Raw genomic sequence first — 24817 nt, 5'->3', positions numbered from 1 at the left:
TTCCGGGTCAGATTGAGAAGAAGCGGCTGCCTTGCGCGCCTTGGCGCGGGCCACGGCCGCCCGGATGGCGGCCTGGCGGGCATCGTCCGGCGCGGGACCGGTATTGCCGTCCGCGGCCGACGCAGGCGGGCTTGCCTGCTCGACCTTGCGGGCCTTGGCGCGGGCAATGGCGGCGGCCACGGCGGCTTTTTTGTGGTCGGCGGAGGGTTCCGCTGCCGGGGCGGCGTCACCCTGCTGCTCGGCCTTGCGGGCCTTGGCGCGGGCAATGGCGGCGGCCACGGCGGCTTTTTTGTGGTCGGCGGAGGGTTCCGCTGCCGGGGCGGCGTCACCCTGCTGCTCGACCTTGCGGGCCTTGGCGCGGGCAATGGCGGCGGCCACGGCGGCCTGCTTGTCGTCGGCGACGGGGGCGGTCGGGCTCGCCTGTTCGGCCTGCAGGGCTTTTTGCTCCCGATTGCGGCGGGCCTCTTCCTTGCGGGCGGCCCGGGCGGCAGCCATGTCCGGCTGTTCGCTGTCCTGGCGGCGGGCCTTGACCCGGGCCAGCGCCGCAGCCACCGGATCTTCGCCACCGGCGGCCACCTGCTCGGCCATGCGGGCCTTGCGTTCGGCGGCGGCCTTTTCCTGGCGGGCCTGGCGCTCGGCCTTTTCCCGCTCCAGCCGGGCCTGGCGCGCCTCGAAGCGTTGTTTGGCCCGTTCCGCCTGCTCGGTGTCCCGCTGGGCCTGGCGGATATCCGCCTTGGCCACCCGGTAATATTGCACCAGCGGAATATGGCTGGGGCAGACATAGGCACAGGCACCGCATTCGATGCAGTCGAACAGGTGATGGCGATCCAGCTGATCGTGATCCCCGGCCCGGGCATACCAGTATAACTGCTGGGGCAGCAGGCTGGCGGGGCAGGCATCGGCGCACTGGCTGCAGCGGATGCAGGCCTGTTCGGCGGCGGGCTCGGGCAGTTCCCGGGCAGTCGGTGCCAGCAGGCAGTTGCTGCCCTTGATGATGGGGGCCGCGGCGGTGTGCAGGGTAAAGCCCATCATGGGGCCACCCATGATGATGCGCTGCTCCGGCTCCGGGATGAGTCCGAAACGCTCGAGCAGATAGCGCACCGGGGTGCCTATGTGCACCCAGGCATTGCCGGGCCGGGCAAAGGCGTCGCCGGCCAGGGTCACCACCCGGCGGATAAGGGGTTCGTCGTCGATCACGGCCCGCTTGACCGCGAAGGCGGTGCCCACGTTTTGCACCACTATGCCGATGTCGGCGGGCAGGCCGTTGCGCGGTACCTGGCGGCCGGTGAGGATTTCAATCAGTTGCCGTTCACCGCCGGACGGGTACTTGGTGGGCACCGCGACCACCAGCAGGCTTTCGTCGTCGTTCGCCTCACGCAGGGCCGCCAGGGCCTCGGGCTTGTTGTCCTCCACCGCCAGCACAGTGACCTGGGGCTGCACAATATGGCGCAGTATGGCGACACCCTGGAGGATCTCGGCGGCATGCTCGCGCATCAGCAGATCGTCGGCGCTGATATAGGGCTCACATTCCACGCCGTTGATGATCAGGGTGTCCATCGCTTTTTTGCGCGGGCGCAGCTTCACATGGGAGGGAAAACCGGCGCCGCCGAGGCCGGTGATGCCCGCCTCGTGGATGCGTTCAAGCAGCACATCCCGGGCCAGCGCCCGGTAGTCCGCCATGGGGTAGCGTGGCCGCCAGCGGTCCTCGCCGTCCGGACGCAGCACCACGCACTGTCCTTCCAGCCCCGAAGGATGGCACAGGGGCCTGTCCTCGATGGCCACCACAGTGCCCGAGGTCGGTGCGTGCACGGGGATCATCATGGGATTGAGCGATTCGGTGAGCGGCGCGCCCTTCAGTATCCGGTCGCCCACCGCCACCCGCAGCCGGGCCGGCTGGCCGATATGCTGGCGCACCTGCAGCACCAGCTCCGGCGGCAGGCCTGCGTCGACCAGGGGCGACTGGTTGGCGGGCGCCTTGCGCCCGGGCGGATGGATACCGCCATGAAAGCGGTGCAGCTTGCCTGTGCTCAGGTCGTGAAACAGCGACATCTTAGTGTTCTACCTGCTTGATGGGGATGGCATTGAGCTGCCATTTCCAGTTGTCGGTGGTCACCGGCACCGGGATCATCTCGATACAGTCGGTGGGGCAGGGGTCGACACAGAGGTCACAACCGGTGCACTCGTCCCTGAGCACGGTATGCAGCGCCTTGGTGGCCCCGACGATGGCATCCACCGGACAGGCCTGGATGCACTTGGTGCAGCCGATGCACATGTCCTCGTGGATAAAGGCGACCCGCTTCTCCGGCTCGGCGGCGGCCTCGCCCATGGACTGGGGCTCGACCCCCATAAGGTCGGCAATCTTGCGCATGGTGGCCTCGCCGCCGGGCACGCATTTGTTGATGTCGTCGCCGTTGGCCACGGCCTCGGCATAGGGACGGCAGCCCGGATAGCCGCACTGGCCGCACTGGGTTTGCGGCAGCAGCTCGTCGAGCTGGTCGACGATGGGATCGGATTCGACCCGAAAGCGCACGGCGGCAAAGCCCAGCAGCAGGCCGAACAGCAGCGCCAGCAGCGCCAGGACGGCAACGGCGATAAGAATATGAGTCATCGTTACAACTTAACCAGTCCGGTGAAACCCATGAAGGCCAGCGACATCAGGCCGGCGGTGATCATGGCCAGGGCCGCGCCCCTGAAGGGCGCGGGGACATCGGCCCCGGCCAGCCGCTCGCGCATGGCGGCGAACAGCACCAGCACCAGGGAAAAGCCGAGCGCGGCGCCAAAACCGTACACCAGGCTCTGCATGAAATTATGCTGTTCGTTGATGTTGAGCAGGGCTACCCCCAGCACGGCGCAGTTGGTGGTGATGAGCGGCAGAAAGATGCCGAGCAGCCGGTACAGGGAAGGGCTGGTCTTGTGCACCACCATTTCGGTGAACTGCACCACCACGGCAATCACCAGGATAAACGACAGGGTGCGCAGGTAGAGCAGATCCAGGGGCAGCAGAATATACTGGTTGACCAGGTAGGAACAGGCCGCCGCCAGGGTCAGCACAAAGGTGGTGGCCAGGCCCATGCCGATGGCGGTTTCCAGTTTGCCGGACACGCCCATAAAGGGACACAGCCCCAGGAACTTGACCAGCACGAAGTTATTGACCAGCACCGTGCCGATAAACAGCAGGAGATATTCAGACATGATCGCTCGGCAATGTTGAATGGCGGCCGGTATTATCGGACTTTACGCCCCTTTTAACAATGCCACAGATCAAAGGGTCTTGGTTCAAGGTCTTGATTAACATCATGATAACCCATACTACCGGCATGGATTGCCCAGGGCGGCCACGCCGGCCGGTTTAGCAGGTCGCGCGCCCATGGACTAGCCTTGAAAGCGGGGTCCGCTCGGACCGCGACCGGGTAGGGAACCTATGCTTCAGCACCATTGCACCAGGATCGTCATGCGGCTGCTCGGCCTTTGCCTGCTGATCCTGTCGCCCGCCTGGGCGGCCACGCCGGCCGGCGTGCTGGTGCTCAACAGCCATCAGTACGGCGTGCCCATTCCCGACAACATCACCCGCGGCGCGGTCGCCGCCCTGACGGAACATGGCGTGGGGCTGGAGCGCATCTATGTCGAGCATCTCGATCTGCTGCGCCCGGGGGCCGACATACCGGCACTGGCGGCCCAGCTTGGCCACAAGCTGGCCGGACGCGAGGTTGGCCTGGTGATCACCATTACCCAGCCGGCCTACGACTTTATCCAGCAATACCCCATAGTGCCTGCGGGAGTACCGCTGCTGGCGAGCACGGCGCCGACCCATCCGCCCGGCCTGGTCCGGGGCCGGCATCCGTCCCTGGCGGTACCCTGGCAGCCGGACATCGCCGCCACCCTGGCCAGCATGCGCAGGCTCTTTCCCGAGCGCTCGCGCCTGCTGGTGATCACCGGCGCCAACGACCGCTTCCTGCCTGTTCGCGATGCCCTGCAGCAGGCCCTGGAGCAGATGGCGCAGCCGTTCGAGGCTGAGCTGACCGACCGGCTCGGCTACGAGCAGATGCTGGCCCGGGTAAGGAACCAGCCCGACGATGCCCTTATCCTCTATTCCCCCTATTTTTCCGATCTCAGCGGGCGCAGCTTTATTCCGGCGGACGTGGCCCTGCAGGTGTCGTCCCTGGCGCGTCAGCCCCTGTTCGTGACCCTGGATGCCTATATGGATGAAGGCGTGCTCGGCGGCGTGGTGTTGCGCACCGCCGATATCGGCCGCCAGATGGGTACCCTGGCGGCGCAGTTGCTCAGGGGCGAGCGGCCCTTTGACCCGTCGCTGCTGGCCGGGCTGGCGCTGAGCGAACCCCAGTTCCACTGGCGGCAACTTGGCCGCTGGCAATTGACCCGGGCACAGCTGCCCGCAGGCAGCCGTATTCTGGGCGAGCCGGCCAGCCTGTGGCGGGAGCACCGCTGGCTGCTGCTCGGGGGCGGCGCCGTGATGGCGTTGCTGGCCCTGATGCTGGTATTGCTGACCGGGCAGAACCTGCGCCGGGCCAGCAGCGAACAACTGGTACGCCGGCTCAACCAGGAGCTGGAAAAGCAGGTGCGCACCGACTTCCTGACCGGCCTGTACAACCGCCGCTACATGATGGCCCTGCTGGAGCAGGAGCTGGCCCGGGCCGGGCGCTATGGCTCGCCTTTTTCCCTGGTGATGCTCGATATCGACCTGTTCAAGCAGATCAACGATACCCATGGTCACGGCACCGGCGACCGGGTGCTGATGCACGTAGCGGCCCTGTGCCGAGAAACCCTGCGCAAAATGGACGTGGTGGCGCGTATCGGCGGCGAGGAATTCCTGCTGCTGCTGCCGGAGACCGGCGAGGAGGAAGCGCGCATGGCCGCCGAGCGGCTGCGCCAGATCATTCAGCGCCGGCCTTACCGGCAGGGGGACGGGCAATGGATAGGGGTAACGGTATCGATGGGGATCGCCGGCTGGCGTGCCGAAGACGACGACATGGATCCCTTGCTCAAGCGGGCGGACGACGCCCTGTACCTGGCCAAACGGCTGGGCCGCAACCGGGTATGCGATCAGCGGGAGCAGGCCGCCAGAATGGCCGCCGGGGCGACGGCCGCAGCACGGGAGCTGAACACCGGTCAGCCGCTCAGCTCCTGAAGGGCCCTATTCCTCGGCCTGCTCCTGTTCCTGCTGTTTTTGCTGCTCCTGTTCTTTGTCCTGGCCGCCGCAGGCTCCGCAACATCCGCTCATGGTCTTCTCCTCTGGGTTGATGAGGGTGCCAGCATAACGCGGGCGCAGCCGGGCGGGTTTGATCGGGGACAATAAAATGTGCTTATCATATGCCACTTAATGCCCGGACGTTCAGGCCAGGGTATTGAACAGCATGCCGATCACCGCCAGGGTACACAGGCCGAGGGAGCCGTAATGCATCACCGGACGGGACACCAGGTGCAGGGTGTGCACCGCCAGCCAGTTGCCGAGCAGGGCCGCCGGCACCAGGGGCAGGGACTGCAGCAACTGGGGCTGGCCAAAATAACCGCCGCCGATCAGGGCAATCACCGACATCAGGCTGGAAATCAGGAAAAAACCGGCCAGGTTGGCGCGGATGCGGTGCATGTCGGCCCCGTGCAGCACCAGCACCATGGGGGGGCCGCCTATGGTGGTGCTGGTGCCCATCACGCCGGACAAAAAGCCGCCCAGAGACAGGGTGGCGCCGTTGGTGGGCAGGGCCAGATTGCACAGCCGCACCAGCACCCCCAGCATGATGGTAAAGGCGATAAGGATGGCTAGCCACGACGGGGACATCACCCCCAGCAGCCAGACCCCTACCAGGCTGCCCGGAATACGAGCCAGCAAGGCCGGGGCCAGCAGGCCGATTTCCAGCCCCTTGCGAAACCGCCAGCCGTTGATCAGGCACATCATCAGGATCACGAAGGCCAGGGGGCCGGGCACCAGGGCCGGATCCAGATAAAACAGGATGGGAGCGGCAATGATGGCCATGCCAAAGCCGATGGCGGTCTGCACATAGGCACCGGTAAAACAGGCCAGAGCGGCGAACAGCAGCAGCAGGGGGTCGAATTCCATCATATCCGGCGTAAGCCTTGGGTCAGCGAGCAAGGCGGCCATTATGGCCAATGGCGACCGGCGGGGGAAGGCAGCGAGGTCACTGCCCCTAAAAAGGGGTCGGAGTCAATTTAAAAATGACTCCGACCCCTTTTTCTTAGAAGAGGGTGTTGGAGAGCTGGTACATCTCTTCGTTGAAGGGGCGTCGCAGGTGCTTGATACAATCGATGATGTCGTGATGCACTATCTGGTTGTTCTGCAGGCCCACGCAGCGGCCGCCGTAGCCTTCCAGCAGCAGCTCCACCGCCCGCGCGCCCATGCGGCTGGCCATGATCCTGTCCTGGGCGGTGGGGGTGCCGCCGCGCTGGATGTGGCCGAGGATGGTGGCGCGGGTGTCGCGGCCGGTGGCGTTCTGGATTTCCCGGGCCAGCTCGTTGACGTCGCACACGTTTTCGCAGATGGCCACGATGGCGTGCTTCTTGCCCTTGGATACCCCTTCATGGATTTGCTGGATCAGCTCGTCCTTGTCGAAGGCGATTTCGGGCACGATAACGTACTCGGCGCCCCCGGCCACGGCGGCGGAGGAGGTGAGATCGCCGCAGTGGCGGCCCATGATCTCCACCACCGAAATCCGGTTGTGGGAGCTGCAGGTGTCGCGCAGCCGGTCGATGGCTTCCACCGCCACGTTCAGGGCGGTATCAAAGCCGATGGTGAACTCGGTGCCGGCAATGTCGTTGTCGATGGTGCCGGGAATGCCGATGCAGGGAAAGCCCATTTCGGTCAGGCACATGGCGCCCATGTAGGAGCCGTCGCCGCCGATCACCACCAGGGCGTCGATGCCGTGCTTCTTCAGGTTTTCGACCGCTTCCTCGCGCACCTTCTCTTCCTTGAACTCGGGAAAGCGGGCCGAGCCGAGGAAGGTGCCGCCGCGGGTGATCACGTCGGACACGCTGTGCCGTTCAAGCTGCTGGATGTTGTCCTGGTGCAGGCCCAGGTAGCCGCTGTAGATGCCAAATACCTCCAGGTTGTGGTGCAGGCCGGCCCGCACCACGGCGCGGATAGCGGCGTTCATGCCCGGGGCGTCGCCGCCGCTGGTCAGTACCCCAATTCGTTTAATCATCTTGGCCTCGGTTCAGTCACATGGATCAAACCCGCAAGGCCGGCCCGGGGGCCGGCAAAGGGGATTCAGGCACCCGCCTTGATAATGGCGGCAAACTCGTCCGCCTGCAGGGCGGCACCGCCCACCAGGGCGCCGTCGATGTCTTCCATGGCAAACAGGCCGGCGGCGCTGGCGCCCTTGACCGAGCCGCCGTAAAGGATCTGCACGCCGGCGGCCACATTGGCGTCCTGCTGGGCCAGGAAGGCGCGGATGGCGGCGTGCACGTTCTGGGCAATCTCGGGGGTGGCGGTTTTGCCGGTGCCGATGGCCCACACCGGCTCATAGGCGATGACGGCGTCGGCCAGGGACTGAATACCGTGTTGGTCGATCACCGCCTGCAGCTGGCGCTCCACCACCGCCTGGGTTTCATTGGCCTCGAACTGCTCCAGGGTTTCGCCGATGCACAGCACCGGCACCAGGCCCGCCTGCTGGATGGCGGCGAACTTGGCGGCCACCACCGCATCGCTTTCCCCGTGCAGGGTGCGGCGCTCGCTGTGGCCCACCAGTACATACTGCACCCCAAACTCGCCGTACATGGCGGGGGAGTTTTCACCGGTGAAGGCACCCTGGGTGTGCACGTCCGCGTCCTGGGCGCCGAGGGCGATGGCGCTGTCGGCCAGCAGCTCCTGGGCCTGGCCCAGGAACAGCACCGGCGGGCACACGGCCACGGCCACCTTGCTGGCCTCGGCGGCCGGCGCCTTGAGGGCGGTGATCAGCTCCTCGACCAGGGTTTTGCTGCCGTTGAGTTTCCAGTTGCCCATTACCAGAGTCTGTCTCATGAGTTGTTTCCTTTCAGTTAAATAACGCCATTATAAGGATTGTATCCGGCCAAAACCAAGAAGCAGGGCACGGTTTGATGTAATTTTTCGACTTTTGTCTGTTTTTGATCAAATGCTGGCCCAGCGTCGCCACAACAGCCCCAGGTATTCGTGCCAGGCCCGTTCGCTGCGCTCCAGGTAGCGGGCCCGGGGCAGGTAAGTATAGAGCGGCAGGGCGGCGGCGCTTTCCTTGGCCTGGTGATCGACCGGGGCGGCGAGGGGGTGGGCTCCTTCGGCGGCAAACAGTGCCATGGCCCGGGGCAGATGGCTGGCGGAGCTCACCAGCAGCGCCCGGCGCCCGGCAATCAGCGGGGCTACGGCGGCGGCTTCTTCCGCCGTGTCTTTCGGCTCGGGCAACAGGAGCAGGCGGCGGGGCCCTATGCCCAGCGCCACGGCCACCTCGGCGTACAGCTCGGCGCTGGTGCGGCCTTCGCCGCCCGCATAGCCGGTAACGATCAGGCGGGCGTCGGGATAGGCGTGGGCCAGGCGCACCCCTTCGCTGATGCGCGCCAGGGCCGCGTTGCCGAGCTGGCTCAGCAGCGGCAGGCGCGGGTCCGCCACCTGGGCCGCGCCCAGCACTATGATGTCCTGTATCGGCGCGGTGCCGACCTCATGGGGCGGATAGCGGGACTCCAGCGGGGTGATCAGGGCGTTGGCCACCGGCCGGGTGGACAGCAGCATCAATGCACAAAGAGACAACAGCAGGCAGGATGTTCCGCTGCGTTTGTGCTGCCTTGCCAGCAGAAACAGCCCAATCAGGGCCAGCATCAACAGCAAGGGCAGTGGCATCAGCAGGCCGCCGAGCCATTTTTTGGCCAAAAACATCGTCCCCATGCACTCACGCGTTTGTTAACCGTAATGGTTGTGCCAGAATAGCCTCCCCCGAGACACGATGAAACACCCAGGTGCAGCGCAATACCAGTTTCGACGGCAAAAGCCGGACTTTTGCCAACAATATTTATGGCACCACCAAGGGCCGTATCCGGCTGGCGGTGCTGGGCCGGGATCTGGACGAGCTGCTGGCCCGCCGTTCCCCCGGCTCCCTGCGTATCCTGGACGCGGGCGGCGGTTTTGGCCCCCTGTCCCAGGGGCTGGCGGCCCGGGGCCACCGGGTGGTGCTGTGCGATCTTTCCGCCGAAATGCTGGACCTGGCCCGGGCCCAGGTAACGGAAAAGGGGCTGGATGACCGTTTCGACTTTATTCATGGCCCCATCCAGTCGTTATCGGCGCAAAAGCTGGGCCGCTTCGATCTGATCCTGTGCCATGCGGTATTGGAGTGGGTGGAAGATCAGGCCGGGTTGCTGGCCACCCTGGATACCTTGCTGGCGGACGACGGCGAGCTGTCGTTGATGTTCTACAATCGCGACGGCCTCCTGTTCCACAGCCTGGTGATGGGCAACTTCGATTATGTACACGCCGACCTGGTCAAGAAACGACGCCAGAAGCTGACGCCGGCCTGGCCCTGCCGGCCCGAGCAGGTTTACCGGTGGCTGGCGGAGCTGGGCTTTGCTATAACCGGGCGCAGCGGCGTGCGGGTGATCCACGACTACCTGGTGGAGCGCGAGGTCAGGCAGCGGTGCCCGGACGAACTGGTAGCCATGGAACTGGCCCATGCCCGCCGGGAGCCCTTTGTGCACCTGGGGCGTTATATCCATGTGCTGGCGCAAAAGAGTCATTTTCCTCCGCCAGAATAACGGGTTGCCCTTAGGCACCGGGCTGCGGACGGGCCGTCCGCGCGCCAACGCCGGCACCGTTTGGGGCGGCCCGCCTGCATCAGCGCTGCAGGTATGGACGAGGCCGTATAAGCCGTATAAAAAGGCACCCAAGTGCAAAAAACACGCGCCGCCGGGCCTGGCCGGGCGGCATTCAAAGTGAAGAGAGCAACACCATGACGGAAATGTCCCGCACCCTGCCGGACTGGATCGGCTGGGTCAGAGAGGAAAATTTAGGCCTGAGCCTGCCCCCCGACCGGCTGGCCTTTTTGCTGGCGGTGCACATCTTTGGCCGGGGCGGCGAGCAGCCGCAGCTTTCCGAGGCCGAGCTGCACCACGCCTTTGGCTATGTCAGCAAGGGCTTTGACCAGGCCGCCGACACGCAAGTCAGCCGGGCCAACAACGCCATTAACGATCTGGTGCGCCAGCGCCTGCTGAGCCGCTTTCAGGGCGACGGCGGCGAGGGGGAAAGCCTTTATCGTTTAACCCGGCTGGGCCTGGCCATAGTGGAGTTCTTCGCCGCCCAGCGGGAAGTGAGCCAGATAAAACTCTCGCTGCTGCTGGAGCACATATCTCAGGAGCTGGACAAGGTCGCCAAGGCCATTGCCGCCAACCCGGATGAGCAGGGCTGGGCCCAGAACGTGGAAGGCCGGCTTAAATATTCCGTGGCCGAGCAGCTGGCGCGCATTGACGACACTCAACGCACCATGGACGAGCAGCAAAACGCAGTCAAAGCCAACATTGCCGCTCTGCTTAACAAGAACTGGCACGAGGCCATTCACGCCTGTGAGCAACTGCTGCGGGAAACCGGCGTGACCCTGCGGGAACTGCAGGACACCCTGGATAAAGCCGGTCATGGCCTGCAACAAAGCCTGCTCAACATTGAAGAGCAGCTGCAGCAAAGCCCCAGAGGCGAAGCGGTGGCGGTATTGTGCCAGCAACTGCAGGCAAGGCTCGACGCCATTATTCACTGGGGCAGCCAGTGCATTGAGCTCTGGTCCCGCTACGACCGCCACGTGCATCGCTTTATTCGTACCGCCATCGACATGGACAAAAACCGCGCCTTCAGCCAGCGGCTGCGCGAGTCCATTCGCCACTTCGACGCCCACAACTGGCGGCTGCGGGTGAGCCAGACCCTGCCGCTCCTGGAGCTGCGGGACGAAACCATGGCCGCCTACGCCGAGGAAGTGACCGGCGAGCTGCCGGTGGCGCTGGAATATCAGGACATGACAGACGTGGCCGCCGAGCTTTCGGGGCGCATTCGCGAGCACCTGGCGGTGTTTTCCATGGCCGGCAAGCCTTTGGATCTGGCCGGGGTGCTGCGGGATTACCTTCACGATTACCCCCATTACCAGCACTTTGACATTGCGCGCCTGCTGATTGACGAAGCGGTCAAGCTCGGCCATGCCGACGGTGAACTGGCGGGCGCGCCCATGCCCGACTGGCAACCCATTAATGCCCACGGGGCCAAGGTACAAGCACATGTTATCGACCAATACTGAACAGGCCCTGGACCCGCGACTGGTTCTGGCCATTGCCAATCCGTTGTTTCCGGCCCTCGACAACCAGCTGCGCTCGGGCCGGCACATTACCGCCGACGAGCTGGAGCAGCACTCGCTGCTGCAGGAGTATTACCCCGAGCTTGACGCCTTTTATCAGCGCTACCAGGCCGAGCTGGTGCGCGCCCCCGAGGGCTTTTATTACCTGCGGCCGCGCTCCACCAGTGAACTGGGCACTTCTATTCTCTCCGAGCTGGAAATGCTGGTGGGCAAGGTGCTGTGCTACCTCTACCTGAGCCCGGACCGCCTGATCAACGAAGGGGTGTTTTCCGTTGAGGATCTGCAGGAAGAGATTTTGACCCTGTCCAACGAGCAGGCGCTGCTGCGCATGGTGAACCAGCGCGCCGGCGGCAGCGACCTCGACAAGCGCAAGCTGGCCGACAAGCTGAAAAGCGCCATTCGAAGGCTCAAGCGCATGGGCATGGTGAGCAGCGTGGGCAGCCAGGACAAATTCCGTATTACCGAAGCGGTGTTCCGCTTTGCCGCCGATGTGCGCAGCGACGAAGACCCCCGCGAGCTGCAGCTGCGCATGATTAAGGAAGGCGAAGCCGTGGCCGGCACCGAACAGCAGGACGAGCAGGAGAACGAGCAGTGAGTGTGACCCGAGGCAAGTTTCAATCCCTGACCATGGTCAACTGGAACGGCTTTTTCGCCCGCACCTTTGACCTGGACCAGCTGGTAACCACCCTGTCCGGCGGCAACGGCGCCGGCAAGTCCACCACCATGGCGGCCTTTATAGCAGCACTCATCCCCGATCTTAGCCTGCTGCACTTTCGCAACACCACGGAAGCGGGCAGCCAGTCCGGCAGCCGCGACAAGGGCCTGTATGGCAAGCTGCAGCGGGGCCACTGCTATTCGCTGATTGAGGTGACCACCTCTCAGCAGGAGCGGGTGTGGTTTGGCGTGCACCTGGAGCAGGTGGCCAACCGGGACAACAAGGTCAACATGGTGCCCTTTGCCCTGCAAAATCTGGCCGAAGGCACGGCTCCCACCGAGCTGCTGCTGAGCCGCCTGGACGACGGCCGTGGCCAGGTGCGCTCCCTGAACGAGCTGAAGGCCGCCGCCGTGGACGCCGGCCTGCGCTTCACCCGTTTCAATACGGTGAGCGAGTATCACAACTTTTTGTTCGATATGGGCGTGACCCCCCGCAAGCTGAAGGATCAGCGCGACCGGGTGAAGTTCTACCGCCTGATTGAAGCGTCTCTGTATGGCGGTATTTCCAGCACCATCAGCCGCAGCCTGAAAGACTATCTGCTGCCCGAGAACGCCGGCATTCGCAAGGCCTTTACCGACATGGAAGCGGCGATTTTTGAAAACCGCCGCACCCTGGAGTCCATTCGCGAAACCCAGCGCCAGCGCGATCTGTTCCGCCAGCTGATCACAGAAACCACCCACTACGCCGCCGCCGACTATGTGCGCAACAGCGCGGAGAAGCAGCGGCTGTCCGATCTCGCCCTCTCGGCCCGCAAGGCGCTGGCGGAAGAGCGCCGCATTCTGGCCGAAGAAAAGGCCCGGCTGATTTATCTGGCCGATGAACACGAGCACCTGCAGGCCAAAGAGCGCATGCTGACCGACGAGCTGGATATTGCCTCCGAGCACCTGGCCAAGGTGATGAGCGGCGTGAAGCTTAATGAGAAAATTCAGGCCTACCAGCTGGAGCTGGACGAGCTGGAAGAAAAGCTCGCCATGCAGGAAGACATGCTGGCCGAGCTGCAGGACGAACACCAGGAAGCGCAGGACGCCCGCACCGAGGCCGACGCCGAGGTAGACAGCCTGAAAAGCCAGCTGGCGGATTATCAGCAGGCGCTCGACACCCAGCAGACCCGCGCCATTCAGTATCGTCAGGCCCGCCAGGCGCTGGAAGACGTGCGCGCCCGCTGCGAGCTGCCGAACCTTGAGCCCGAGCAGGCCAAGGAAGAAGAGCTGCGTCATCAGGCGCGCGAGCAGGAGCTGACCCAAACCGTGCTGGAGCAACGCCAGCAACTGAGCCTGGCCGAGGCCGCTCGCGCCCAGTATGACCAGGCGCTGGCCTTGCTGGAAGCCGTGGCCGGCCCCGTGGACAGGGCCGCCGCCTTCAGCAAGGCCACTCAATTGATTGAACAGGGCCGGGAGCACCAGAGCCTGCTTGGCCGGGAAGAAGGCATTCGCCGCAGTCTTAAAGACGCCGAGCAGGCCGAGGCCCGGCTGCACAAGGTGCGCGAGCTGCAAGGGGAGCTGGCGCGCCACAACCGCCATGTGCACAGCGAAGACGAGCTTGAGCTGCAACTGGCGGAGCTGGACGAGCAAAAGGCCGAAGCCGAAGAGCAGCTGGCGGAGTGCAGCGAGGCCCAGCGCCAGCTGCAGTCTGCCGAAGGCCAGCTGGCGCCCCGCATTAACGAGCTTAAAGCCCAGGCTCCGGCCTGGCACAAGGCCCAGCAGGCGCTGGAGCGGCTGCGGGAGCTGTCGAACCAGCCCCTTGCCGACAGCAGCGAAATTACCGCCGCCATGCAGCAGGCCCTGCGCGACGAGCATCAGGCCGAGCAGACCAAGCAAAATGCGCTGGCCGCCAAGCAGCGGCTGGAGCAGCACATTCGGGTGCTGAGCGGCGGCAGCGATGCGTCCCCCGAGCTGGTCTCCCTGTGCGAGCACCTGGGCGGCACCCTGCTGTGCGAGGTGTATGACGACATCGCTGTGGAAGACGCCCCTTACTACGAGGCGCTCTATGGCCCGGCCCGCAACGCCATTGTGGTGGCGGACCCCCAGGCAGCCCTGGAAAAACTACAGGCGCTGGAAACCTGCCCGCCGGATGTGTATCTCATACAGGGCAACCCGGACGCCTTTGACGAAGACCTGCTGCAGGCCACCGAGCTGGAAGGGGCCGTGTATGTGCAAAACGGCGAGCGCCAGCTGCGTTATTCCCGTTTTCCTGCCGTGCCGCTGTTTGGCCGTGCCGCCCGGGAAGCTCAGGTGGACAAGCTGCGCGACGAACTGGAAGTGGAAAGCGCCCGCTACGCCGAGGCCGCCTTTGCCCAGCAAAAGCACAGCCGGCTGTACCATCAGCTGAGCGACTTTGTCAGCAGCGGTTTGCAACAGGCCTTTGCCCCCAGCCCGGAAGCGCTGCTGGCGGAGCTGGCGGAGCAGCAGCAACAGCTTGAGCAGGAGCGGGCGGCGCTTTCCGAGCAGCGCGCCCAGTGGGCCAGCAAGGTGGAGAGCCTGCGGGAGCAGCAGGGCCTGCTGCACAAACTGCTGCCTCTGGCATCCCTCTTGGCCGACGACGGCGTGGCCGAGCGGCTGCAAGCCGCCAAAGCCGAGGCCGACAAACTGAACGAGGCCCGCAATGTTATGGCCGCCCATGGCCAGCGCCTGGGCCGGCTGGCCGAGCAGGTGCAGGTGCTGCGCCAGGATCCCGCCGGTGTTGATGCCTTGAAGGCCGCCACCGAGCAGGCCGAGAGCGAGCTGCGTGAAGCCCGTGCCCGCACCTATGCCCTGAACCAGCTGGTGGCCCGGCTGCCGCACCTGGCTTATGAAGATGCCGAGCAGCTGCTGAGCCAGAGCTCCGCCATGAACGACAGCCTCAAGGCCAAGCTGGCCCAGGCCGAGGAAGCCCGCCGCAAGGCCGGCCTGCGCGCCGAGCAGCTGGCCGGCCGGGTAAGCGATGCCCTGCAGGCGCGCACCGCCCTGGTAACCGGCCGCGATGCCCGCAGTCGCACGCTGGGCGAGTTCCGTGAAGAGCTTTCGGCCCTGGGCATTACCCTTGCCGACGACATGGAGCAAACAGCCCGGGACGCCAAGCGCGAGGTGGAAAACGAGCTGGTGCAGACCCGCAACAAGCGCAGCCAGACCGAGGCCCAGCGCCAGGTGACCAAGCGGGAGATCGACTCCCTCAGCCAGCGCCTCTCCAAAGACGGCCAGGGCTACTTTGCCGCCCGCAAGGCGCTGGTGGCTCACAAGGCCAACTGGTCGAAAGTAGAGCGGCTGGCCCGGGAGCACGATGTTGAGCGCCGGCTCAAGCGCCCGGAGCTGGCTTACCTGGATGCCGATGAGCTGCGCTCCATGTCCGACAAGGCGCTCGGCACCCTGCGGGTGGCGGTGGAGCACGACGAAGAGCTGCGCGATGCCCTGCGCCTTTCCGAGGGCAACCGCAACACCCTGCAAAAGGTGCAGTTCTACATTCTGGTGTTCCGCCACCTCAAGGCGCGCATTCGCCACGACATCATCCGCGCCGACGATCCGGTGGAAGCGCTGGAAGAAATGGAAGTGGAGCTGGCGCGCCTGGCCGACGAGCTCACCCTGCGGGAAGGCCAGCTGTCGCTGTCTTCCGTGGAAGTGGCCGCCAAGATCAACACCATTATTCGCCGGGAGCAAACCCGTATTCGCCAGCTTAACCAGGGCCTGCAGAACATTCGCTTTGGTCTGGTGGCCGGGGTGCGCCTGAACGTGAACATTCGCGATACCTACCAGCGCCTGCTGGATGCCCTGAGCGACCCGGAAGGCCGCCATCAGGACTTGTTCGGCAGCAAGGAGCTCAGCTTCTCCGAGGCCATGGGCAAACTGTATCAGCGGCTGAACCCCGAGCTGGAGCGTGGCGATCGCAGCCCGCAGGTGTTGGGCCAGGCACTGCTTGACTACCGCAACTACCTGGAGCTGGACATTGAAGTGCAGCGCGGTGCCGACGGCTGGCTGCGTGCCGAAAGCGGCGCACTCTCTACCGGCGAGGCCATTGGCACCGGCCAGGCCATTTTGCTGATGGTGCTGCAAAGCTGGGAAGAAGAAGCCCGCCACCTGCGCGGCCGCGACGTGCTGCCCTGCCGACTGCTGTTCCTCGACGAAGCGGCGCGGCTGGATGCCCGCTCCATTGCCACTCTGTTCGAGCTGTGCGAGCGCCAGGACATGCAGTTGCTGATTGCCGCGCCGGAAAACATCAGCCCGGAAAAAGGCACCACCTACAAGCTCATCCGTAAGGTGCACGGCAACCAGGAGCACGTGCACGTAGTGGGCCTGCGCGGCTTTGCGGGGGAGGCGGCGTAACGCCACCCCCCCACGTGCCAAAACGCCCGCCACCGCGGGCGTTTTTATTTGTGCGTGCAGTCTTGCGCTGCGCCCTACATGGAGCGCAGGCGGCCCGCCTGCAAATTGGCGCGAAGCGCCAACGCCAGGGCCCTTGCCTTTACGTGGAGTGCGGCCAGCCACTCAAAACGCCACGCAAAACCCCCGTTATGCAAAAGTTCCATTTGAATTTTCCAGGCTTGTAGCCACAATAACTGTACTTATTACAGCAAAACCAAAGTGGTCTGTTCGCCCGCAAGATCTTGGCGGTAGCGTGGTAGCAGAAAAATAATGATGGTGTATAGGGTTTTCATGGATGATAGAAGTAGATTTTCTTATTTAACAAGTTAGGATTGAACGTAAAATTTACAGCTCTAATCAATTGTGTCAGTGGCTTTATGGTGTGAATATGAATTTTATTAATGCTTTTTGTTTTTTTTTGCTTGCGTTATTTTTTTGGTGGGATGTGATCAAAGAACTGACTTTGATGCATGCGTAGAGTATTGGACAAAAGTTGCCAATGGTAAGAATTTATCTAAAGGTGATACTGAACAAATAATTATTTGGTATGTAGAGGATAACTGTAAGCTTTCTAAGTGAAACTACTCTGGTCTTTTATTTTTCCATAAAAATGCTTTTGAAAAAGTCGACTTATTAACCTGGCTTACAAATAGATAAAGTGTTACCGTTGTCATCAATAGAAAAAATTGACACCAGAAAACTGAGCTTGTAGTGATCTAATGCATTGCATTTTATGCAAGTAACTGGTGTTATTACGGCCAAATAACGCGAACGTCGGTCAAACCGGGTATCGGTGCAAACCCACTCGAAAAGTCGGGAAATAACGGGTAGAATGGCCGGCAAAATTCACGTTGAAGAAGAAGCAAATCATGTCATTACCTCCTTGCCCCAAGTGCAGCTCCGAATACGTTTATCAGGATCAGGCGCAGCTTATCTGCCCCGAGTGCGGCCATGAGTGGAACCCGGCCGATGCGGCCGCCGAAGACGCGCCCCTTACCGCCAAGGATGCCAACGGCACCCTGCTGCAGGAAGGGGACAAAATCACCGTGGCCAAGGATCTCAAGGTAAAGGGCAGCTCCCTGGTCATTAAAATCGGTACCAAGGCGGTGATCCGCCGCATTGTGGATGCCAAGGATCATGAGCTGGACTGCAAGGTGGACGGCATTGGCGAGATGATGGTGACCGCCGCCTTTGTGAAAAAGTCCTGAACCGCGTTCCGTCTTCAGTAAGCGCAACAGCGTAAAACGCAATGTCGGGGTGCCGGCATTGCGTTTTTTTGTTTGTGGGCTTCGCTTGCCCGACTAAAAACAGGTGAATGATGAAAATGCTTATCAAAACCTCGGTATTCCTGTTGTCTGCGCTGTCCTTCGGCGCTTTGGCGTCGTCGAATTGCTCCGGCCTGGCGGGGTGCGAGCGGAAGTTTTGCGAACTGGAAGGCCAGATTGAGCAAGCCCGCGAGTCCGGCCATACGCACCGGCTGGCGGGGCTGACCAAGGCGCAGCGGGCAGCCAGGCAAAGCTGTACCGACGAGGGGCTCCGGCGGGAGCTGGCCGACGACATCCGCAACAGCGAAGGCGAGCTTGCGGATTACCGTGCGGATCTCAAAGCAGCCAGGGCGGCCGGCAAGCAGGACAAGGTCGACAAATACCAACGCAAAATCCGGGAAGAGCAGGACGAGCTGAAGCGCCTGCGCCGGCAGCAGGCCGGGTTTGAATAACGGCGGGGCGGCCTGCTTCCTCCTGCCCTGGGGGCCTGCTTCGCCGGATTGCCGTTTCGCCACTATGCTTTTTTATTGAGTTATCTAAACCGGCCGGGCTCATCCCGGCCGGGTGCTTCGGGTAGAAAAGGCCTGCTTCTTTTCGACAGGTGGCATTATTTATCCTATCCAGTGCGATGCGCCGCACGCACCACCGAAGCAACCGTCCTTTGTTGTCTGGACAGGGAGTGTCCGCCTTTGACCCAAGTGGTAGATGGGAGACACGACAATGGTAGTTTCTTCACATGCGGCCGGTGTTGCCAGGACAGGCATGTCCATGCTGGCAGGCACCCTGCTGTCCTTTGGACTGGCGGCCGACCCAAGCCCTCACCAACTGTTTGCCGACAGCCTGCTGTCGCAAATGACCCTTGAACAAAAAATCCAGCAAATCGGCAATCTGCCCGAAGCCGAGAGCCTGCCCTTGGGCCAGTATCGGGCCGGTGGCAGCGGCACGCTTCGGGAATGCGGTTTTTCGGCCGTGGGGCGCAGCATTACCGGTATTCCCTGGCTCGGCATCCCCACGGTGCGCCAGATAAACGGCGGCAACGGTATTCGGGGAGGCTCCTGCAGCCAGGAGCCGGTGATGACCGGCGGGCCTTCCATGACCCTGGCCGCGGCCAGTTTCGACCCGCCCCGGGTCGAGGCCTGGGGCGAAGTCGTGGGCATAGAGGCCTTTTCCTTTGCCAGCCAGGTGTTGCTGGGGCCGGCGCTGAACCTGATCCGGACTCCCTATGCCGGCCGCGCCCAGGAATACCCGGGTGAAGACCCTTTCCTGGCCGGGATGGTGGGTGCCGCCCAGGTAAGGGGGATCCAGTCCCAGGGGGTGCAGGCCCAGCTCAAGCACTTTGTGGGCAACGAGCACGAGTTCCAGCGCGAGCGCTGGACCGCCGTGGTGCTATATAGCGGTGCCGGCATTCTGATGGACCCCCTGGCTGGATAATGTCGCCGCCCTGATCGCCGCCTGGTTCCCCGGCCAGGAAGACGGCGGCATCCTGGCCGATATCCTGTTCGGCGAGATCAACCCGTCGGGCAAACTGCCGGTGACCTTTCCCGCCAGTAACAGTGAAGCGGCCTTTGCCACCCTGGAGCAGTACCCGGGCACCCGTGAGGATACCGGCCAGCCCGGCGGCCCGGGTTTTCCCGGTATCGACGTGGACGACTGGGATGACCTCAACGGCCTTCAGCTGATCAGCAACTACACCGAAAACCTGGAGATGGGCTATCGCTGGTACGAAGCCAATGGCGTGGCGCCGGCCTTTCCCTTCGGATTCGGGCTGTCCTATACCCGCTTTGCCTACAGCGACCTGAAGCTGAGCAAGGCATTCCGCAGCGAGTATGGGCCCCTGATGCCCCCGGGCAAGGGCCGGCCGGCCTCGGCCATGCAGAAACTGGCCGCGCTGGTTCCGGTGCTGACGGTGGAATACACTCTCACCAACACCGGCGAGCGGGCGGGGGCCGAGGCGTCCCAGGTGTACCTGATGCTGCCCAGGCAGGCACAGCAGCCGTCCAAGCGGTTGGTGGGGTTTGAAAAGGTCTTTCTTGAGCCGGGCGAGAGCCGCCGGGTGCGGATAGAGATCGATGCCGGCGCCGCCAACCATCCCTTCTCTTACTTCGTGCCCGACTACCCCGATGATCTCACCCTTTGGGCCCATGGCGACTGGCAGGAAGCCAACGGCCAGTACCGGGTATTGGTGGGAGGATCTTCCGCCGACACCCCGCTGGTGGGACAGATCGGTATGTCGTTCCCGCAAGTCGGCAAGTCGGCCGCTCGCGGCCCCTGGTAGCGGGGCCGGGGAGGGCGGGACCCGCCAAGCTCAGGCCAGGGCCTCTGCGGGGCGGGTTTCGCCCTCGCTCAGCACCACCCGGTTGCGGCCTTCCTGTTTGGCCCGGTACAGGGCCTGGTCGGCCAGTTGCAGCAGCGCGCATTCCTGCTCCAGGGCGGCGGCGGGCAGCAGGGCGGCGCCGAGGCTGACGGTAAAGGGCATGGCCTGGCCGGCGGCGTCCACCAGTTGCAGGGCCGCCACCTGCTGGCGGATTTGCTCGCACAGCCGCACCAGTTGCTGGCGGTTGACATCGGTCAGCACCAGGGCGAACTCTTCGCCGCCGTAGCGGGCCGCCACCTCGCCGCTGCGCAGGGCATAGTCCTTGAGCACCCGCGCCAGGGCGCGCAGGCACTCGTCGCCGTTAAGGTGGCCAAAGGTGTCGTTCAGCCGCTTGAAGTGATCTATATCCAGCATCACCACCGCCAGCCGGGCGTGATGGCGGCGGGCGCGGTTGAAGGCATCGTGCAATACCTGGTCGAAATGGCGGCGGTTGGCCAGGCCGGTGAGGCCGTCCTGGTGCGACAGCTGCTGCAGCTCCTCGTTCAGTTGCCGCAGCTCCCGGGTCATGGCCGAATAATCCTCCACCGCCCGGCAAATGGTGTTCAGCTCGCTGAACAGCACCGGCGGCAGCCGGACATGGTCGTTGTGATCCTGCTCGATGGCGCGCAGGCCCTGCAGCGAGGCCTGCAGCGGGCGCAGCACAAAGCGGTGCAGGGCACCAAACAGCAGCACCGAGATCAGGGTGACCACGCCGATCAGCAGGTAGGTATAGCGGGCCACGGCGCCGGCGTCCCGGCCGATGTCTTCGGTCAGTTGCTGTACCCGCAGGGCGGCGTCTGTCGTGAGCGCGCCGGCCACCTGTTGCAGCTGGGCCTGGCCCCGCTCCAGCAACTGGTCGGCCTGGGAATTGAGGATGGACACCTGCTGCAGGTGCCGTGCCAGCCGTTGCAGCCGGATCCGGTCCTCGTCGTCCGGCGCCGGTATTGCCGCCAGCAGGGGCGCGAACGGCGGCCAGCGCACTTCCCGCAGGGGGGTGAGCAGCAGCCGCCGGCCCAGCCCGGCCAGGGCGGGGGAGCCGGACTGGCCCAGCAGCAGCGCCACCTGCTCCATCTGCCGGCGCTGGCGTTCGCGCAGTTCCATCAGCCGCTTGATGATGTCCAGGGTTTCGGCGGTGCGCCCGGCAAGGGCGAAGGTCTCCTCCAGCATAAAGCTCTGGATCAGTACCTGGGCCTGCAGCCGGGCGCGGCGCTCGGCGTCGGGATCCTGGGCCCAGTACACGGTGTTGAGGTAGCCGCTGATCTTCTCCACCTTGAGGGCATTGCGCTGGTGGTCGAGGATGCTGGGCATGTAGCGTTCCCGGGTCTGGCCCGAGCTTTGGTCTATGCCCGACAGCAGCGGCACCACCAGCCAGGAGATCACCCCCATGAACAGCAGCAGGGCGCACACCACCAGCGACAGGGTGGTGGAAAGGCGGGGGTGAAACTGGCGGTAGGGGGATGTCACCGGGGTGGCCTCCGGGCTCAGTACAGGCTGAACGGAATGTAACGGCGGTTTATCTGGTCGTAGCTGCCGTTAAGACGAATGGTGACGATGGCCCGGTTCACCCGCGCCAGCAAGGTCCGCCGGCCCTTGGCCACGGCAATGCGCGCCTCGGACTGCAGCATGTTGTCGGCCAGGGGCTCGCCGGCATAGTCGAAGGCCACGCCCGCCGGGCTTTGCAGGAAGCTCAACAGGTTGATGGTGTCCGACAGCACCAGATCCGCTTGGCCCTGCTCCAGCCAGCGCAGTGCTTCCTGTTGGTCCCGGGCCAGCAGGATCCGGCTGCGGGGGTAGCGACGCTGCAAAAAGGCGGCCTGTATGGTGTCTGCCCCGGTGGCCAGGCGCAGGCCGGCCAAATCGTCGGGCGACACCCGCGGATAGCGCCCGGCGGGGCCGGCAAACATGGAATGGGTGCGGTAGTAGTGGTCGGAAAAATCGGCCCGGGCCTGGCGTTCGGGGGTGGCCGCCATGCTCGCCACCACCAGGTCGAACCGGCCCTGCTCCAGGCCGTCGAGCAGGCTGTCCCAGGGCGCGGCCACCAGCTCGCACTCGGCCTGCATGGCGCGGCACAGGGCTTCGGCTATGTCCACGTCAAAGCCGGTGAGCCGGCCTTCCTGGTCGTGGTAGCTGAACGGCGGATAGGTGCCCTCGGTCGCCACCACCAGCCGCTCGGCGGCCCGGGCGGGCAGGGCGGCGACCAACAGGGCGCAGGCAAACAGCAAAGCGGTATTCCACATGCCAGGCATCCTTGCAACCGGGTTTTGGCGCTATCTTGCCAGCAAGTTACGCATTTGAATACCATTTGTCGGTGTTTTATCCCCTTTTGAATCAGTGATTGGTGCCATATGATTCTGTTTTTGTCCGGTGATTGGCCTGCCGCCGGCTTCGACACCGAACGGTTGATTTACGTCGAGCAGGACTGAGGGCGCGGCTCAGGGGTTGATGCGTGCCAGTACCCTGACCCTGTCTTCCAGCGGCAGGGCCAGGATCAATGCTTCGCCGGCGCGGGGAAACAGGCCGGTGAGGGCGGTCAGGTTGACCTGGTGACTGACCAGTACCACCGGCAGGCCGGGCTCCAGCCCGGCCACAAAGCGGCGCAGTTCGCGGGTTTGCTCGGCCCGGCGCTCGCGGCGGGCGAAAAAGGAACTGAGGGTGGGTTCCGGCACCACTTCGCCCAGGCCGAGCAGGGTGGCGGTTTCCTGCGCCCGGCAGTACTGGCTGCTGTAAACCCGTGCCTGGTGGATACCCTGCTCGCGCAGCCGGTCGCCCCAGGCCCGGGCCTGCTCCCGGCCCAGCTCGTCGAGGTTGCGCTGGGTATGGCACTGTTCGAGCACAAAGCCGGGCGGATCGCCGGTGCCCGGGGCATGGGTGTGGCGCATCAGCAGCATGGCGCGGCCTTCCCTGAGCGCCTGCCAGGCCTCGTCGGTATTGGCGGCGGCCGGCCCGGCCAGGGCCAGCAGCAACAGTAATCCCCATTTCAGCATCGTCATCGTCGGTTCTCCCAGGCTTACTTGTGCAAGACCGTGTCGGCGGCCGGAAAATCCCCCACCCGTGCCGACAATATTATGCCAACATACAATAAAAGGCCGATACGCCGCCCGCCGAACGCCGGACAACAGGCCCGGTCAGTCCGGCGTGTCGGGCGCCCGCTGGCTGCGCACCCTGTCCCGGCCTGCGGCCTTGGCCCGGTAGAGGGCCTGGTCGGCGAGGGCAATCATCTGTTCCCAGTCGAGCCCCGGGCCACCGGCCACGCCCAGGCTGGCGGTGATCGTCAGGCGCGCGCCGTTGTCCAGATCCAGGCGGTGATGGCGAATGGCCCGTTTCAGGCGCCGCGCCAGCCGGGTGGCCTGGGCGAGGCCGGCACCCTCTATCAGCACCGCAAATTCCTCGCCGCCAAAGCGCCCCAGGTGATCGCTCGGGCGCAACTGGGCGCGCATCAGGCCGGCCAGCTCGCGCAGTACCTGATCCCCGGCGGGGTGGCCATGGGTGTCGTTGATGGCCTTGAAATGGTCCACGTCGATCAGGATCAGGCAGGGAGTGTCCTGGCGCCGGGTGCCCGCCAGGGCCTTGCGCCCCAGCCGGTCGATGGCCCGGCGGTTGAGCAGGCCGGTCAGGCTGTCGGTGATCGCCAGCTGCTCCAGCTCCCGGGTCAGCCGGGCCCGCTCGCGCAGCCGGTCCGACACTATGCCCATGGCGGCGAACAGGCGGCGGATTTCGCCCGCATCCTGCCGCCGGGCCCGGGGCGGTTCGGCGTCGCCGTCGGCCAGGGCAAATACCGCGTCCGCAGCCCGCAGCAGGGGGCCGAACACATAATACTGCAGAGCCAGCACCAGGGCGGCGAGCAGCAGCAGGGCCAGCAGGGTGATCAGGCCGAGCAGCCAGAGGGTGCGCCAGGCCTGTTGCCGGTGCTGCTCGGCCTGGGCCAGGGTCTGGCCGAGCAGCAGGTTGCGCAGGGTTTCCAGCGGCTGCATGGTCGCCACGTAGTGATCGGTAAAGGCCAGGGCATCCATGGGATAGGGGTATTCGTTGAGCAGTTGATCCACCAGGGCCAGGCCGTGGCGCAGATAATGGCGGCGGGCCAGTTCGTGCTGCTGGCGCACCGGGTCTGCGGCGGGTAATACCTCGATGCCCGGTGAGAGCAGTTGCCACAGCTCCAGCAGCCGGCCCCGGGCAATCTGGAGCTGGATACGGTTGGCGACCGGCACTTCCATGCCGGCGGCCATGGGGGCGACGATGTAGGAGCCTATCCGGCCGGCGTACTCGCGCAGGTTGCCCAGGCTCATGCTCTTTAGCACCGCCGCGCTCAGCGCCTCGTCCTGGCGGACCAGTTGGGCGGCCTGCCACTGGATCAGGCGGGAATAGCTGTCCCAGGCGGCAAACATGGCGTCGATGGCGGCCTGCACCTGATCGAAGCGGCGCGCAGCGGGATCCAGCAGCGCCACGATATCGACCCGCTGCCGGGCCAGCTCCAGATCCCGTTCCACCCTCGCCAGCAGTCCGGCGGGCAGCTGGGTGGTGGCCAGGCGGCGCAGGCTCCGATCGGTGCGCGCGCGGTATTGCTGCAGCCGCCGCCGGGCCGGTTCCCGGCGGGCGGGGTCGGCGCTCATCAGGTCGTTGGCCGGGCCGCGCTCGGCGGAGATGTGGTTGGCGGCCTCGAAGCTGGCGGCAAACTGGCTGATGGCGCGGGCATTGAGCTTGGCGCGCACAAAACCGCCCACCGACTGGTACAGGGTGGCGCCGGCCAGCAGGCCGATACACAGGGCCGCCAGCAGGGTCAGTATCCAGAGTTTCCAGCGCAGGCCGCCGCCCTGGGGTAGCCGGCCCGGGCTAAGGCTGTGGGGCATGGGCCGGCA

At 64.5% G+C, this 24817-nt stretch carries 20 protein-coding genes and 1 pseudogene; 9 read left to right on the top strand and 12 right to left on the bottom strand.

The window, feature by feature from the left end; all coding sequences use genetic code 11:
* Positions 1 to 6: 6 nt before the first annotated feature.
* The 3 genes and pseudogenes from rsxC to rsxA all read right to left on the bottom strand — a co-directional run.
* Positions 7 to 2049, bottom strand: a pseudogene (rsxC, locus tag C7I36_RS02200) (electron transport complex subunit RsxC); the annotation flags it as partial.
* Between the two features lies 1 nt (position 2050).
* A complete protein-coding gene (gene rsxB, locus C7I36_RS02195; protein WP_106452109.1) occupies positions 2051 to 2608 on the bottom strand; it encodes an electron transport complex subunit RsxB in 558 nt (185 codons plus the stop codon).
* 2 nt (positions 2609 to 2610) lie between these two features.
* Complete coding sequence (rsxA, locus tag C7I36_RS02190; protein WP_106452108.1) at positions 2611 to 3192, bottom strand: electron transport complex subunit RsxA; 582 nt, start codon at positions 3190 to 3192, stop codon at positions 2611 to 2613.
* Positions 3193 to 3421: 229 nt separating this feature from the next.
* On the opposite strand from rsxA, the gene C7I36_RS02185 reads away from it, so the two are divergent.
* Positions 3422 to 5146 (top strand): diguanylate cyclase, encoded by a 1725-nt coding sequence (locus C7I36_RS02185; protein ID WP_106452107.1) that lies wholly within the window; start codon positions 3422 to 3424, stop codon positions 5144 to 5146.
* Between the two features lie 6 nt (positions 5147 to 5152).
* On the opposite strand, the gene C7I36_RS17370 is transcribed toward C7I36_RS02185, so the two are convergent.
* The 5 genes from C7I36_RS17370 to C7I36_RS02165 all read right to left on the bottom strand — a co-directional run bounded on the left by C7I36_RS17370 (position 5153) and on the right by C7I36_RS02165 (position 8854).
* The gene (locus C7I36_RS17370; protein WP_181256278.1) at positions 5153 to 5311 is read right to left on the bottom strand and encodes a hypothetical protein; all 159 of its coding nucleotides are present in this window, start codon (positions 5309 to 5311) and stop codon (positions 5153 to 5155) included.
* A 39-nt stretch (positions 5312 to 5350) separates the two neighbouring features.
* Positions 5351 to 6076 (bottom strand): sulfite exporter TauE/SafE family protein, encoded by a 726-nt coding sequence (locus C7I36_RS02180; RefSeq protein WP_106452106.1) that lies wholly within the window; start codon positions 6074 to 6076, stop codon positions 5351 to 5353.
* A gap of 133 nt (positions 6077 to 6209) precedes the next feature.
* Entirely contained in the window at positions 6210 to 7172 is a 963-nt protein-coding gene (gene pfkA / locus C7I36_RS02175; RefSeq protein ID WP_106452105.1) for a 6-phosphofructokinase, read from the bottom strand.
* A gap of 65 nt (positions 7173 to 7237) precedes the next feature.
* Positions 7238 to 7990: a triose-phosphate isomerase gene (gene tpiA / locus C7I36_RS02170; RefSeq protein WP_106452104.1), complete on the bottom strand. Its 753-nt coding sequence runs from the start codon at positions 7988 to 7990 to the stop codon at positions 7238 to 7240.
* A 108-nt stretch (positions 7991 to 8098) separates the two neighbouring features.
* Positions 8099 to 8854, bottom strand: coding sequence for an ElyC/SanA/YdcF family protein (locus C7I36_RS02165; protein WP_245880005.1), 756 nt, complete (start codon positions 8852 to 8854; stop codon positions 8099 to 8101).
* Positions 8855 to 8934: 80 nt separating this feature from the next.
* On the opposite strand from C7I36_RS02165, the gene C7I36_RS02160 reads away from it, so the two are divergent.
* The 8 genes from C7I36_RS02160 to C7I36_RS17675 all read left to right on the top strand — a co-directional run bounded on the left by C7I36_RS02160 (position 8935) and on the right by C7I36_RS17675 (position 19886).
* Positions 8935 to 9723 carry a methyltransferase domain-containing protein gene (locus C7I36_RS02160; RefSeq protein WP_106452102.1) on the top strand — a complete coding sequence of 263 codons (789 nt, stop codon included), beginning with the start codon at positions 8935 to 8937 and terminating at the stop codon, positions 9721 to 9723.
* Between the two features lie 194 nt (positions 9724 to 9917).
* A complete protein-coding gene (mukF, locus tag C7I36_RS02155; protein ID WP_106452101.1) occupies positions 9918 to 11243 on the top strand; it encodes a chromosome partition protein MukF in 1326 nt (441 codons plus the stop codon).
* Positions 11224 to 11895 (top strand): chromosome partition protein MukE, encoded by a 672-nt coding sequence (gene mukE, locus C7I36_RS02150; RefSeq protein ID WP_106452100.1) that lies wholly within the window; start codon positions 11224 to 11226, stop codon positions 11893 to 11895. The genes mukF and mukE overlap by 20 nt, the downstream gene beginning before the upstream one ends.
* Positions 11892 to 16307, top strand: coding sequence for a chromosome partition protein MukB (mukB, locus tag C7I36_RS02145; protein WP_106452099.1), 4416 nt, complete (start codon positions 11892 to 11894; stop codon positions 16305 to 16307). The genes mukE and mukB overlap by 4 nt, the downstream gene beginning before the upstream one ends.
* A 908-nt stretch (positions 16308 to 17215) precedes the next feature.
* On the top strand, positions 17216 to 17554 hold the full coding sequence (locus C7I36_RS02140) for a zinc ribbon domain-containing protein YjdM (RefSeq protein ID WP_106452098.1): 339 nt from the start codon (positions 17216 to 17218) through the stop codon (positions 17552 to 17554).
* Positions 17555 to 17664: 110 nt separating this feature from the next.
* Positions 17665 to 18063 carry a DUF1090 domain-containing protein gene (locus C7I36_RS02135; RefSeq protein WP_181256271.1) on the top strand — a complete coding sequence of 133 codons (399 nt, stop codon included), beginning with the start codon at positions 17665 to 17667 and terminating at the stop codon, positions 18061 to 18063.
* A 310-nt stretch (positions 18064 to 18373) separates the two neighbouring features.
* Positions 18374 to 19042: a glycoside hydrolase family 3 N-terminal domain-containing protein gene (locus C7I36_RS17680; RefSeq protein ID WP_245880004.1), complete on the top strand. Its 669-nt coding sequence runs from the start codon at positions 18374 to 18376 to the stop codon at positions 19040 to 19042.
* Positions 19035 to 19886, top strand: a complete 852-nt coding sequence (locus C7I36_RS17675; RefSeq protein ID WP_342749473.1) for a glycoside hydrolase family 3 C-terminal domain-containing protein — start codon at positions 19035 to 19037, stop codon at positions 19884 to 19886. Before C7I36_RS17680 ends, C7I36_RS17675 begins: the two co-directional genes overlap by 8 nt.
* A 30-nt stretch (positions 19887 to 19916) precedes the next feature.
* Here C7I36_RS17675 and C7I36_RS02125 read toward each other — a convergent pair whose 3' ends face one another.
* The 4 genes from C7I36_RS02125 to C7I36_RS02110 form a co-directional block, all read right to left on the bottom strand.
* On the bottom strand, positions 19917 to 21428 hold the full coding sequence (locus C7I36_RS02125; RefSeq protein ID WP_106452096.1) for a GGDEF domain-containing protein: 1512 nt from the start codon (positions 21426 to 21428) through the stop codon (positions 19917 to 19919).
* A 17-nt stretch (positions 21429 to 21445) separates the two neighbouring features.
* Positions 21446 to 22201, bottom strand: a complete 756-nt coding sequence (locus C7I36_RS02120) for a substrate-binding periplasmic protein (RefSeq protein ID WP_106452095.1) — start codon at positions 22199 to 22201, stop codon at positions 21446 to 21448.
* Between the two features lie 195 nt (positions 22202 to 22396).
* Positions 22397 to 22954, bottom strand: a complete 558-nt coding sequence (locus C7I36_RS02115) for a histidine phosphatase family protein (protein WP_219899577.1) — start codon at positions 22952 to 22954, stop codon at positions 22397 to 22399.
* A 135-nt stretch (positions 22955 to 23089) separates the two neighbouring features.
* The gene (locus tag C7I36_RS02110) at positions 23090 to 24808 is read right to left on the bottom strand and encodes a GGDEF domain-containing protein (RefSeq protein WP_106452093.1); all 1719 of its coding nucleotides are present in this window, start codon (positions 24806 to 24808) and stop codon (positions 23090 to 23092) included.
* Positions 24809 to 24817: the final 9 nt, after the last annotated feature.

This window comes from Zobellella taiwanensis (assembly GCF_003012795.1).
Taxonomy (GTDB): domain Bacteria; phylum Pseudomonadota; class Gammaproteobacteria; order Enterobacterales; family Aeromonadaceae; genus Oceanimonas; species Oceanimonas taiwanensis.
Note: the sequence above shows the minus strand (reverse complement) of the source record. Positions and strands in the feature narration are given on the sequence as shown.

What these genes read in the sequence shown, in the direction of transcription:
- rsxB (WP_106452109.1), bottom strand. Translation starts at nt 2,608, where the DNA reads ATGACTCATATTCTTATCGCCGTTGCCGTCCTGGCGCTGCTGGCGCTG.
- rsxA (WP_106452108.1), bottom strand. Translation starts at nt 3,192, where the DNA reads ATGTCTGAATATCTCCTGCTGTTTATCGGCACGGTGCTGGTCAATAAC.
- C7I36_RS02185 (WP_106452107.1), top strand. Translation starts at nt 3,422, where the DNA reads ATGCTTCAGCACCATTGCACCAGGATCGTCATGCGGCTGCTCGGCCTT.
- C7I36_RS02180 (WP_106452106.1), bottom strand. Translation starts at nt 6,076, where the DNA reads ATGATGGAATTCGACCCCCTGCTGCTGCTGTTCGCCGCTCTGGCCTGT.
- pfkA (WP_106452105.1), bottom strand. Translation starts at nt 7,172, where the DNA reads ATGATTAAACGAATTGGGGTACTGACCAGCGGCGGCGACGCCCCGGGC.
- tpiA (WP_106452104.1), bottom strand. Translation starts at nt 7,990, where the DNA reads ATGAGACAGACTCTGGTAATGGGCAACTGGAAACTCAACGGCAGCAAA.
- C7I36_RS02165 (WP_245880005.1), bottom strand. Translation starts at nt 8,854, where the DNA reads ATGTTTTTGGCCAAAAAATGGCTCGGCGGCCTGCTGATGCCACTGCCC.
- mukF (WP_106452101.1), top strand. Translation starts at nt 9,918, where the DNA reads ATGACGGAAATGTCCCGCACCCTGCCGGACTGGATCGGCTGGGTCAGA.
- mukE (WP_106452100.1), top strand. Translation starts at nt 11,224, where the DNA reads ATGTTATCGACCAATACTGAACAGGCCCTGGACCCGCGACTGGTTCTG.
- C7I36_RS02140 (WP_106452098.1), top strand. Translation starts at nt 17,216, where the DNA reads ATGTCATTACCTCCTTGCCCCAAGTGCAGCTCCGAATACGTTTATCAG.
- C7I36_RS02135 (WP_181256271.1), top strand. Translation starts at nt 17,665, where the DNA reads ATGAAAATGCTTATCAAAACCTCGGTATTCCTGTTGTCTGCGCTGTCC.
- C7I36_RS17680 (WP_245880004.1), top strand. Translation starts at nt 18,374, where the DNA reads ATGTCCATGCTGGCAGGCACCCTGCTGTCCTTTGGACTGGCGGCCGAC.
- C7I36_RS02120 (WP_106452095.1), bottom strand. Translation starts at nt 22,201, where the DNA reads ATGTGGAATACCGCTTTGCTGTTTGCCTGCGCCCTGTTGGTCGCCGCC.
- C7I36_RS02115 (WP_219899577.1), bottom strand. Translation starts at nt 22,954, where the DNA reads ATGACGATGCTGAAATGGGGATTACTGTTGCTGCTGGCCCTGGCCGGG.
- C7I36_RS02110 (WP_106452093.1), bottom strand. Translation starts at nt 24,808, where the DNA reads ATGCCCCACAGCCTTAGCCCGGGCCGGCTACCCCAGGGCGGCGGCCTG.